Source organism: Peptoniphilus harei, assembly GCF_016726485.1.
Taxonomy (GTDB): domain Bacteria; phylum Bacillota; class Clostridia; order Tissierellales; family Peptoniphilaceae; genus Peptoniphilus_A; species Peptoniphilus_A harei.
Genome location: NZ_CP068103.1, coordinates 723,510 through 735,924 on the forward strand (window position 1 = coordinate 723,510; position 12,415 = coordinate 735,924).

General features: G+C 33.9%; 10 protein-coding genes. 5 read left to right on the top strand and 5 right to left on the bottom strand.

The window, feature by feature from the left end; all coding sequences use genetic code 11:
* Window positions 1-368 precede the first annotated feature (368 nt).
* The gene (locus I6I93_RS03380; protein ID WP_112889440.1) at window positions 369-1,748 is read right to left on the bottom strand and encodes a Na+/H+ antiporter NhaC family protein; all 1,380 of its coding nucleotides are present in this window, start codon (window positions 1,746-1,748) and stop codon (window positions 369-371) included.
* A gap of 321 nt (window positions 1,749-2,069) precedes the next feature.
* A complete protein-coding gene (gene hutI, locus I6I93_RS03385; RefSeq protein WP_112889441.1) occupies window positions 2,070-3,335 on the bottom strand; it encodes an imidazolonepropionase in 1,266 nt (421 codons plus the stop codon).
* 731 nt (window positions 3,336-4,066) lie between these two features.
* Here hutI and I6I93_RS03390 point away from each other — a divergent pair.
* Both I6I93_RS03390 and I6I93_RS03395 read left to right on the top strand, forming a co-directional pair.
* A complete protein-coding gene (locus tag I6I93_RS03390) occupies window positions 4,067-6,058 on the top strand; it encodes a urocanate hydratase (RefSeq protein ID WP_172605481.1) in 1,992 nt (663 codons plus the stop codon).
* Window positions 6,059-6,171: 113 nt separating this feature from the next.
* A complete protein-coding gene (locus I6I93_RS03395; RefSeq protein ID WP_112889443.1) occupies window positions 6,172-6,666 on the top strand; it encodes an LURP-one-related/scramblase family protein in 495 nt (164 codons plus the stop codon).
* Window positions 6,667-6,907: 241 nt separating this feature from the next.
* Here the strand turns inward: I6I93_RS03395 and I6I93_RS03400 are convergent, their stop codons facing one another.
* A complete protein-coding gene (locus tag I6I93_RS03400) occupies window positions 6,908-7,417 on the bottom strand; it encodes an adenine phosphoribosyltransferase (RefSeq protein WP_112889444.1) in 510 nt (169 codons plus the stop codon).
* Window positions 7,418-7,530: 113 nt separating this feature from the next.
* Between I6I93_RS03400 and nhaC the strand changes: the two genes are divergently transcribed.
* Window positions 7,531-8,946, top strand: a complete 1,416-nt coding sequence (gene nhaC, locus I6I93_RS03405; protein WP_112889445.1) for a Na+/H+ antiporter NhaC — start codon at window positions 7,531-7,533, stop codon at window positions 8,944-8,946.
* A gap of 113 nt (window positions 8,947-9,059) precedes the next feature.
* Entirely contained in the window at window positions 9,060-9,815 is a 756-nt protein-coding gene (locus tag I6I93_RS03410) for a formate/nitrite transporter family protein (protein WP_112889446.1), read from the top strand.
* 27 nt (window positions 9,816-9,842) lie between these two features.
* Here I6I93_RS03410 and I6I93_RS03415 read toward each other — a convergent pair whose 3' ends face one another.
* Window positions 9,843-10,547, bottom strand: coding sequence for a YwaF family protein (locus I6I93_RS03415; protein ID WP_112889447.1), 705 nt, complete (start codon window positions 10,545-10,547; stop codon window positions 9,843-9,845).
* Window positions 10,548-10,613: 66 nt separating this feature from the next.
* The gene (locus I6I93_RS03420) at window positions 10,614-11,654 is read right to left on the bottom strand and encodes a DNA polymerase IV (protein ID WP_112889448.1); all 1,041 of its coding nucleotides are present in this window, start codon (window positions 11,652-11,654) and stop codon (window positions 10,614-10,616) included.
* A gap of 76 nt (window positions 11,655-11,730) precedes the next feature.
* On the opposite strand from I6I93_RS03420, the gene I6I93_RS03425 reads away from it, so the two are divergent.
* Window positions 11,731-12,366 carry an HAD family hydrolase gene (locus tag I6I93_RS03425; protein ID WP_112889449.1) on the top strand — a complete coding sequence of 212 codons (636 nt, stop codon included), beginning with the start codon at window positions 11,731-11,733 and terminating at the stop codon, window positions 12,364-12,366.
* Window positions 12,367-12,415: the final 49 nt, after the last annotated feature.

The following is a 12,415-nucleotide window of genomic DNA, read 5'->3' on the forward strand; positions in this document are numbered from 1 at the left end:
TTTAATTTTGTACAATGTCTTAGCTAGATTTTATGATAATTAGATAAATTCATTTTGGTATTCATCTATATAATAAGGTATTTTCAATAAACTATAGGTTTCCGATTAAAAGCATTAAATCATTGTTTTTATTAATTTTTAGTATTTTATTTTTAAATATATACACTTTTAATATTGATATCTTTTATTTATAGATTAAGTTTTCCCATATGATGTTAATTAGGATTATTTAGGATAAAGTTTTCATGACATGTTTTTATTTGACTTAGGAATTAATTAAAAGTTATATATTTTATTAAAATTCTGAAAATAAAAAGCAGGTACCTTTAAGTACCTGCTAATGACCTAAGTCAATTTCTTAAATTTTATTAAGATAGTAATACTGATCCGATAACTCCACCGATTACTAGGAACACGTCAAATGCGATAAATGTCGGTACACAAGTGTCCATGATGTGGTCGTGTTGTCCGTCAGCGTTAAGACCAGATGTAGGTCCCATTGTTGAGTCAGATGCTGGTGATCCTGCATCTCCAAGAGCAGCTGCTATACCAATTAATAGGATAATAGCTGATTTTGAGAAACCTAATTGTTGAGCTAGCGGAACATAAATTGCTGCAACTACTGGGATTGTACCAAAAGATGTACCGATACCCATTGTAATAACAAGACCAATTGCTAGTAGAACAATAGCCGATACTACAAGTGAAGCACCTTCCATCATAGCTGCTGTATCGTTAACTAGGTGAACTACTGCACCTGATGTGTTAAGAACGTTAGCAAATCCACCTGCTATTAACATTACAAATGCGATGAATCCCATTAGGTCAAGTCCACCAGTAACCATATCGTCAATTTCATCCCATTTAATTGAACGAGTAATTAATAGGAAGATAATACCAATTAATGCTGAGAACGGAAGGTTAGTTGTAATAATTTGAACTATAAGCATTGCTATAGCTGCAACTAGAGCTCCCCAAGCTTGTGAAGTCATGTGAACTTCTTCGTCTAGAGAAATAACTCCAGGGATTTCACGATCTTCATATTCTCTGTCTTTTCCATAAAGAACAAATACTACAAAGATTAAACCAATTAACATTGATAAACCTGCAATCCACATTACCTTTCCTGTGTCATTAACAGTTGTTGGCATGCCAGCATCTGTCATGTTTGTTGCAATAATTTTGTGGAATATAAGTCCAAAACCTACTGGTATTGAAACATATGGTGCCTTTAATCCAAAGCAAAGAGCTGATGCTACTGCACGTCTGTCAATCTTTAACTTATTCATAAGTCCTAGTAGAGGCGGAATTAGAATAGGTATAAAGGAAATGTGAACTGGTAAAAGGTTTTGTGAAAAGATTGATATAAATGCTATTAGGAAAATTAAGAAGAATTTATTATTTCCTACTAATTTAGAAATCTTTTGAGCAAGAATAGTTATAAGTCCTGATTTACCAATTGCATAAGCAAACATACCTATTAGGATATAAGCAAGAGCTGTCTCTGCCATAGATCCCATACCACCAATAATTGTACCTATAATTGAATCGCCTTCGATTGCAAATCCTGGAAGCTTTCCAACTGTATTTGCTTGCCAAGTATCTGGTTCAAATACATATAATGGCATGCCTGCAGTTATACCTGCCACAATACCTGCCACTAATAGTGAAAGTAGTACGTTAAGTTTTAACATACATAAAATTACGAGTAATAGTACCGACACTACTACGGGGTTAAATAACAACATATTTATTTCCTCCTTTGAAAATGTTTTCTTTATTTTCTCATATTATTGTACTTTTGTCAACAATCTAATTCTCTATTACGATAAAATATACAATACTTTAGTCAGTTTTCTCTATTATTTGTTAAAGTATTATTTTAATTGATTGTGTACTTTCAAGGCTTTTGTGAGCTTTTAATTTATCTATTTCAATAAATTCTTATATTATTTTAAATAATGTTTTATAATCTAAACTATTGTATTTTTTTAAATAAACATTTTTAAACATAAAAAATAAAGGAGCCTAAGCCCCTTTATTTTAATTCCTATATTGTTTTCCTAGAATTATTTTACTAACTTTCTATCTTCTACAACTAATTCACCATCTACATAAACTTGTTTACATAGGTTTGTTGCGAAGAAGTAAAGTGTGTAGTCAATGTTATGAGCATCGAATATTGCAATGTTTGCCCTCTTGCCCTTGTCAAAGGATCCAATAGTGTCTGCCCTGTCAACTGAGTAAGCAGCGTTAATAGTTACTGCATTGTAAACTTCAATTGGTGTAAGCTTCATTTCTAAGCAACCAAGTTGCATAATAAATTGAAGGTTTGCTGTTGGACATGATCCTGGGTTAGAGTCTGTACAAAGTGTAATAGCCATTCCCTTGTCAAGCATTCTTCTTGCTGGAGCATAAGTGTCTAGCATTAGAGAGAAAGTTGTTCCAGGAAGTAGGTTTCCAATTACATTTGCCTTAGCAAGAGTTTCAATTTCCTCATCATCTACTACCATTAAGTGTTCTGCAGAAACTGCTCCAACTTTGGCAGCAACATCTACACCACCAATGTTTTCTATTTCATCAGAGTGGATTCTTAATTTAAAGCCATGTTCCTTTGCAGCTTCAAGAATTCTTTCAGATTGTTCTGCAGTGAATACTCCCTTTTCACAGAATACGTCACAGAATTCTGCAAGATTTCTCTTTGCAACTTCTGGCATCATGTCGATAACAATGTCAACATATTCATCTGGATTATCCTTATATTTTTCGTGGATAACGTGGGCTGCCATAAATGTTGTAATTAATTCTGTTGGGAAGTCCTTATTTAATTTTTCAAGAACTTCAAGTTCCTTTAATTCTGTTTCAAGAGTAATTCCGTAACCACTTTTTGCTTCTACAGAAGTTACACCGTGAACTAGCATGTGTTCAAGAAGATCTCTTGTCTTATCATAAAGTTCATCAAAGCTTGCTGAATCAGTTGCCTTTAGTGTAGAAAGAATTCCTCCACCTGCTTCTAGAATTTCAAGGTATTCCATTCCATTAAGCTTCATAGCAAATTCATTTTCACGGCTTCCACCATATACAAGGTGAGTGTGAGCATCAATTAGACCTGGAGTTGCAGTTTTGCCAGTAAGGTCAACTATTTCTGTATTTTCGTCTTTTAAGTTTTCATATCCATTACCTTCGCCAACTTCTAATATTTTACCATCCTTAATTGCAATGTAAGCATTTTCTAGAATGTCAGCTTGGTTCATTTCTTCCCCTCTTAGTGGTCTACCAATATCCTTTGGTGAAAAGACTTGTTCAAGATTAACTAATATTTTATCCGCTTTCATAAATTCCTCCTTTTTCTGTCAATATCTTAACACATATTATATACCCAATAAATATGAAAATATTTTTATTAAGTTTTTTAATTAAATTTTAATAATTTAATTTTATTTCTACTATTAAGTTCACTATTCAATTTGTTATTCCAATTAAGTTCACTATTCAATTTGTTATTCCAATTTTTTATCAATTTATAATTTTTTTACAAGTTTATAAATTTTTTCGACTCAATGAATTTTTATAAGTTTATAATTTTTTACAAGTTTATAATTATTTATTACTTCAGAAATTTTTATAAGCTATCAATAAATTGTGACTTAAGTTTTTTTACCAGTCTATAAATTCTTATGACTTAATAATTATTTTTCACATAATATTTATTTTTGACAAAGAGATTATTTGTAAACTCATATTTTTATAATCTAAAACTTTATATTATTTTTATAGAAGAAACTTTTAAGCAAGTCACTTTCTATGGTTTTACATAAATTTTGCAAACGATTCATTTCTTCGGTTTATCACGATAAATTAATCATCTTTTTAAAGGAAAGGTGTCCTTGATACGTGTGTTTTCAAGGCAACTTAGGAAAACTCATTACTTTTTTAGGATATTTTTAAAATTTTAGGAAATTAATTTCCCTATGTATTTACTTTTTAAAATTTTTAATTTATAATGACTATTAAATGGAGGTTGATAAAAGTGATAAATAATCATAACGCAGAAGTTCAAAAGATTATGAAGGTAGAAATTAAGAACCTTCCAGAAAAAAAATCTTTTGAACAAGGAATTAGAAGAGCTCCTGATAGAGGATTTAGACTTTCAAAAGATCAAACTAAAATTGCTCTTAGAAATGCTCTAAGATATATCCCAGAAGAATATCATGAAGAATTAATTCCTGAATTTTTAGAAGAACTTACTACTAGAGGAAGAATCTACGGATACAGATTCAGACCAGAAGGAAGAATTTACGGTAAACCAATTGACGAATACAAGGGAAATTGTTTAGCTGGTAAAGCTTTCCAAGTAATGATTGACAACAACTTAGACTTTGATGTTGCTTTATATCCATATGAACTTGTAACTTATGGAGAAACTGGTTCAGTTTGTCACGATTGGATGCAATACAACCTAATTAAACAATATCTTGAAATCATGCACGATGACGAAACTCTTGTAATGGAATCTGGTCACCCACTTGGACTATTTAAATCAAGAAAAAATTCTCCAAGAGTTATTATCACTAACGGTCTAATGGTTGGTCTTTATGACAATCTTGACGATTGGGAAATTGCTGAAGAAATGGGAGTTGCTAACTACGGACAAATGACTGCTGGTGGTTGGATGTACATTGGACCACAAGGTATCGTTCACGGAACTTACAACACTATTCTTAACGCTGGTAGATTAAAATTAGGTCTAAGCGAAAAAGATAACTTAGCTGGAAAATTATTCGTTTCATCTGGACTTGGCGGAATGTCTGGTGCTCAAGGTAAGGCTGGAGATATCGCAGGTGCTGTTTCTATTATTGCTGAAGTTGATATTTCAAGAATTGAAACTAGACTTGAACAAGGATGGATTAAGAAACTTGCTGAAACTCCTGAAGAAGCTGTAAAACTTGCTCAAGACGCTCTTGAAAAGAAAGAAGCTCTTTCTATTGCCTTCCATGGTAATATCGTTGATCTTCTTCACTATATGGACGAAAACAATGTTCATATTGACCTACTTTCTGACCAAACATCTTGCCACAACGTTTACGATGGTGGATACTGTCCAGTAGGAATTACTTTCGAAGAAAGAACTGAATTATTAAGAACTGATAAAAAGAAATTCCACGAACTTGCTGACAAGACTCTTAGACAACACTTTGACGTTATTAAGAACCTTACTTCTAAGGGAACTTACTTCTTCGACTATGGTAACTCTTTCTTAAAAGCTATCTACGATGCTGGAGTTAAAGAAGTTTCTAAGAACGGTAAAGACGACAAAGACGGATTCATTTGGCCTTCTTATGTAGAAGACATCATGGGACCACTTCTATTTGACTATGGATATGGACCATTTAGATGGGTTTGCCTAAGTGGTAAACACGAAGACTTAATTGCAACTGACCACGCTGCAATGGAATGTATTGATAAAGACAGAAGATACCAAGATATGGATAACTATATCTGGATTAGAGATGCTGATAAGAACCAATTAGTTGTTGGTACTCAAGCTAGAATCCTTTACCAAGACGCTAAGGGTAGAGTTGCAATAGCTCATAAATTTAACGAACTTGTTAGAGAAGGAAAAATCGGTCCTGTTATGATGGGACGTGACCACCACGACGTATCTGGTACAGACTCACCATTTAGAGAAACATCTAACATTAAAGATGGTTCTAATGTAATGGCTGACATGGCTACACAATGTTTCGCAGGAAACTGTGCTAGAGGTATGTCACTAGTTGCTCTTCACAATGGTGGTGGAGTTGGTATTGGTAAATCAATTAACGGTGGATTTGGTCTAGTTCTTGACGGATCTGAAATGGTTGACGAAATTATCGATCTTTCACTTACTTGGGACGTTATGAGTGGTGTTGCTAGACGTAACTGGGCTAGAAACGAACACGCTATTGAAGTTTCAAAAGAATTTAACGAAGATAATGAATTCGGACACATTACTCTTCCTTACTTTGTTAAGGATGAATTAATTGATAATGCTGTTGATTCACTTAATATCGACTAATATCTAAATATTTCTAAACCCCGCAGGTTTCTGTGGGGTTTTATTTTTTGTTGTAATTAACTTCATAAACTTATAAAATCAAATTAAGATATATCTTTAGTCAAGGAGGAGTCATGAAAAATTATTATTTTAAAGAAAATCTTTTTAAGATTACAGACCACTACCCCATCTTAGATGATGATGGAAGAGAAGTTTATTATGTAGACCAAGATTTTACACTCATTGGCTATGATGTGAAAATTTCTGATATAGATGGAAATGAGATTTTAAAAATTGAAAAGGAAGTCTTCTCCCTCCTCCAAAAGTTTAATGTTAATTTTTCTGACGGTAAGTTCATGAGGGTAGAATCAAAAATCAGCTTTTTAGTTAGAAGGATTGGGATTGACTATAATGGAGAGTCCCTGAGTTTGGAAGGACAGTTCCCAGATTTAAATTTTGAAATTTATAGGGGCAAGGACTTAATTGGTGAAATCCAAAAGACCTTCTTTGCCTTGACTGATACCTATAGGCTCACAGTCTATGATGAGAAATACACTGAAGCCCTTCTTGCCCTCACCCTTTGCGTAAATAATATTAAAGACACAGCTGCAAAAAGAAATTCAAATTAAATATTTTTCAAAGAAAAAACATCTGTAAGAATTTATCTCCCAGATGTTTTTTTAACGCCTTATATTATTTTGTTAGTTTATAAGTTTTTATTTGCTTATAAGTTTTTATTAGTTCATAATTTTCTGATGAATTAGAGATTTTTATTAGTTCACAAATTTTTATTTGCTTATAATTTTTTATTAAATCTCAAATTTTTATTAATTAAAATTTTTGTAAGCCTATAAATTTTTTTGCAAATTTTTAATATCTTATAACTGAGTGAACTTTTTCGCCCTTTAGTTCATCTCTTCCCTTGAGTCCCTCAAGCTCTGCTAAAAATACTAGTGAAGACACTTCTCCCCCTAGGCTCCTGACAAGTTTTAGACAGGCCTTTGATGTACCACCAGTTGCAAGTAAGTCATCTACTATTACAACTTTTTCTCCCGGCTCAAGAGCGTCCTTGTGAATTTCAATAGAATCTTCTCCATACTCAAGGTCATAGGATTCGCTGATTTTATCCCAAGGAAGTTTCCCTGGCTTTCTCACAGGAATAAAGCCCTTGTTTAACTTATAGGCAAGAGCTGCTCCGAAGATAAAGCCCCTAGCTTCAATCCCTATAATTTTATCCACGTCATCATCTATTTTTTCTGCCATTTCATCAACTGATTTTTTGAAGGCATCTTTATCCTTTAAAAGAGTTGTTATGTCCCTAAAGATAACTCCCTCTTTTGGATAATCTTCAATTGCACGAATTGTATCTTTTAATTCCATAATTTCCCCCATTCCCTTATAGTATACCATCTTTAAGACCCAATAAAAACTTTTAATGAGGTCTTTTTAATGTTATAATATGTTAAATTTTTGATATATATATGGGGTGTCTTATGAAGCAGAAAAATATAAATAAATATGAAAAGGAAGTTAGGAAGGCAAACTTTGCTGAAGCCCTCTTTACCTTCGCATCTCTTACAATAATAATGTTTATAAGTATAATAAAATACGAAGAAAGTCCTCACATTCCTATGCTAATTGGAGTTCTAATTGCCTCACTTGTTGCCTTAAAGATTGGCTACACTTGGAAGTTCATTGAGAATTCTATGATAAAGGGAATTTCACAAGCCATGCAGTCCATAATAATCCTCGCCATAATCGGAGTCCTAATTGGAATTTGGATCTTGGCAGGAGTCGTCCCAACAATGATTTATTATGGACTTATGATTTTAAAGCCATCGATTTTTCTTGTTGCCACAGTTCTTATTACTTCAATCACTTCCCTTGCAACAGGTACAAGTTGGGGAACTGCTGGCACCATGGGGATTGCCCTAATGGGTATAGCAAGCGGACTGGGGGTTCCTGCCCCTGTTACTGCAGGCGCAGTTTTATCTGGTGCCTACTTTGGCGACAAGATGAGTCCCCTATCAGATACAACAAACCTTGCACCAGCTATGGCTGGCACAGATGTCTTCACTCACATCAAGTCTATGGCAAAGCCAACTCTAATTGCCTATGGCTTAACTCTTTTGATTTTTGGATTCTTATCTGCAAAATATAGAGGAGCATCTGCAGACCTATCTAATGTCAATATAATTGCCAATGGATTAAAGGAAACTTTTACAATTTCTCCTGTCCTCTTGCTAGCACCTCTTGTAGTAATTATTTCCATTGCAAAAAAACTCCCAGCAGTTCCTGGAATTGCTCTTGGAATTATTATTGCAGCTATCCTTGGACCAATCTACCAAGGCATTAACTTTGGTGACATTTTATCAGCTGGTCTTAATGGATATGTTTCAAACACTGGCCTTGAAGCAGTGGACCAACTCTTGACAACTGGCGGCCTAAACAACATGATGTCTTCCATCTCTCTTACTATTATTGCCATGATGTTTGGTGGTATTGCAGAAGAAACTGGAATCCTTGAAGCCATTGTTAAGAAGTTCCTCCACAGGGTTCAATCTGTAGTGGGACTTGTTATTTCTACTATTTTAACCTGTGTCTTTACCAACGCATCTATGCCCGAGCAATACATCTCCATAGTTGTTCCTGGAAGAATGTTTAAGAATGAGTACAAAGAAAGAAATTTGGACCCAACCCTTCTTTCTTCAACTCTTGAATCAGGTGGAACTGTTACATCAGCCATGATCCCTTGGAACACTTGTGGAACTTATATGACAACAGTCCTTGGTGTCTCAACAGTCCACTATCTGCCATTTTTATTTTTCAATTTACTCATGCCTATAGTTCAAGTAATTGTTGTGGCAATAGAAGCTAATAAATATAAGTTAGATGCAAATTCAAAATAAAATATAAATTATAAAGAAAACTTTTATATATTTTCACATAAAGAGTCTTTCACCAATTGAAAAGTCACCTCTTTTTGATATAATGTTTAATGGAATAAAAAAAGAGGTGTGATATGTATAAGGATATAATTGGTGGACTTACAAATTCTGCAAACACTAAGAAAAATTTACTTGAAAATTCTCTTTTTAAGTACATGGTCGCTTCAGTTCTTGCAGGATTTTTTATTGGAATGGGAATGTTAATCATGACCCTATCTGCAAGTGTTTTTTCAGGACTTGAAATTCCAGCTGTTAAATTTATAAATGGCTTTGTCTTTTCCCTCGCCCTTTCCTTTGTAATCTTTGCTGGTGGCGAACTTTTCACAGGTAATGTCCTTGTGACAAGTATTGGAAGATTAAACAAAAAAATTGAAACTTCCACACTTTTAAAGATTTTAGTTTTTTCCTACATAGGAAATCTTTTGGGATCAATTTTAATTTCTTTCTTATTTAAAATGACAGGAGTTTCCCCTGACTATAACGAAGCCCTCTTAAAACTAGCAACAACAAAGTCAAGTTTTGACTTCACTGCACTTTTATTTAAGGGAATAATGTGTAACATTCTAGTGTGTCTTGCAGTTTTAATTTGCTCTAGACCCATATCTGATTCATCAAAGTTGATTTTAATCTTCTGGTGTATCTTGGCTTTTGTAAGCCTTGGTTTTGAGCATAGCGTGGCAAATATGACTTGCTTTGCCCTAGCAAAAATGTTAAATCCTGAATTTGGATTTGCACTAATTTTTAAAAACTTAATACCAGTTACTATTGGAAATATTATCGGCGGCTCTCTAGTTGCCATAACTTATTATTTTTTAGGTAGCGAAAACTAAAATAAGACGAGGTTCTCTTACCTCGTCTTATTTTTTTCTAATTTTTATTATTAATTTGTAGATAAAAAATGTCATCACCATTACAAGGACTGTCACTATAAAAAGTCCCACCACATAATTTGGAAATACATCCTTAATAGTTGCAAGGGCTGATCCCTCATAGGGCTCTTCTATAAAATAATAATTTGCATCAAGTTTCTTGTTTAAAGTTTTTATTATTGGAAGAGTCACAAGTATAAAAATTATTGGATAGATTATATCTCTTAACTTTGGAGTGTATTCCTTTGAAAGTACAAGGTAGATTGGATAAAAGGCATTAATCCCATGTATGATCCAAGAAATTATTGCCACATAGGAATATTTATTCACTGTGTTCCATCCTGGTGTAAATAGGCTCAAGATGGCTGCTGGCATAAACAAATAATAGAGACAAGCCTTTATAAACTTCCTATCCACAAAGGCGTCTACTGCCATGAAATGGGATCCAATTAGGCAGAGGTGGAAGGGCAAGTAGGAAGAGTCGTAATGACCACTCATTAAGACCCCAACAAGTCTAATCATCTCCAAGCTAATTGGTGTTAAGGCAAGAAAGCTTCTGAAGTTTTTTCTTTCTCTCCAGGGTTTATATAAAACTATTCCAAATACAAAAATAATCGCAAGACAAGCGTAGTGGTAGATTCCAAAAAACTTAAAGCCTACTTCACCGTATTCTAAGTCCCAAAAATTTCTCATAATTAAATTCCTTTATCTTATTTCTTCAATATTTTAGCATAAAATTTCGAAAAAAGATTGATATTTTTATCCATTAAAAAATGAAAGTTGTCTTATGTTTAAATCCACAAGGTTTGAAACTGTTATGCCAATGAGTCTAAGCTTGTCGCCCTCATAGGCTTCTTCAAAAATCTCTAGAGACTTCTTAAAGATATCATCTTCTTCATAGATGGCATTTTCATAGGTTCTTGACCTGGTCTTGACTTTGAAGTTTTCGTCCTTCATCTTGAGAGTCAAGGTGTAGCCAGAGATTTCTTTTACAATTAAGTCTTCAGATACTTCTTTGGAGAAATCTTTTAAGTAAGATATAAGTTCCTCCCTCTTGGATGTCACTTCAAAGGTGGACTCTGTCCCAAGACTCTTCCTCACGGTGTTGGGAGTTACCTCCCTCTCGTCAATTCCCCTGATCCTCTTATAGATTTCTTCCCCACTCTTCTTAAACATAGTTGTTAAAAAATCATAAGAGAGAGAATATAAGTCTTCAACAGTATTTATTCCTATGTTCCTCAGCCTCTTCTCTGTCTTATTCCCAATTCCATGGACCTTTCTTATATCTAGGGGAAATAAAATTTCAGGAATGTCTGACTGCCTAATAATTTTTACTCCTTTTGGCTTATTCCAATCACTGGCAAATTTAGCCAAGAATTTGTTGTAGCTCAAGCCGCAACTCACACTTAGGCCAGTCTTTTCAAAGACTTTTTTCTGTAAGTCATACACAATGTCTTCATCATAACCCAGGCCGCTTATGTCTAGATAGGACTCATCAATGGAAACTTTTTCGATTTTATCTGTGTAGGTCCTTAGGACCTCAAAGACTTCTCTTGACTTCTCAAGATATCTTTCCCTTCTCATGGGTTTTATTATCAAGTGGTCGCAGAGGTTTCTCGCCATATACATGGGCATGGCAGAATGGATCCCGTACTTTCTTGCAACATAATTAGCCGTAGTTACAACTCCATGGTTGGACCTGCCACCTACGACTAGAGGTTTGCCTATTATAGATTTGTCGTCAAGCTCTTCCACTGATGCGTAGAAGGCATCTATGTCAACGTGTATAATAATTCCCATAAATATCACGATTTTAGTATATCATAAATCTTTTTATAATGAAGGCAATTTGATATAATTCTATTGAGGTGAGATTTTGAAAAGAAAGCTTGCGCTCTATGATTTTGACAAAACTGTAGTTGATTGTGAATCAATAGTAGAGCTTTATAAGTATGGATTTAGACATAAAAAAATAAATTTTTTTAGGACCATGGCTGGCCTTGGATCTGCCTACATAAGATCTAAGTTGGCATCTGATTTTGATATTATGAAGAATCAAATGGTTTCTATTATAAAATATTTTTCCGAAGATGAGTTAAGGGACTTTGTAACAGACTATCTCTTCCCCAGATTTTTCTTTGTGGAATTTGAAGATGAATTTTATTCCCACGATGAGGACACAATTAAAATTCTCTGCTCTGCCTCTGCCACTTCCTACTTAAAGTATGTTAAGGACCTCTATCCCTTTGACTACATTCTTGGGACTGACCTTGGAGATGATTATAAACTCACAAGAGGCAACAACAAGAAGGACGTGAAAGTCAAAAATATTAAAGACCTCTTGGCTCAAGAAGGAATTGAGATTGACTACGAAAATTCTTGTGGATATTCGGACTCCTACAAGGATGACAAGTATATGCTTAGGATGGCAAAAAATAGGTTTTTAATAAATTCCAAAGTCAATAAGAAGGGCTACGAAAACTTGTCTTGGCACAGAGAAGAATCTAAATAATTTTAAAATTTAACTTAATAAAGCATAAAAATAAACTGGGAGCTTAGTC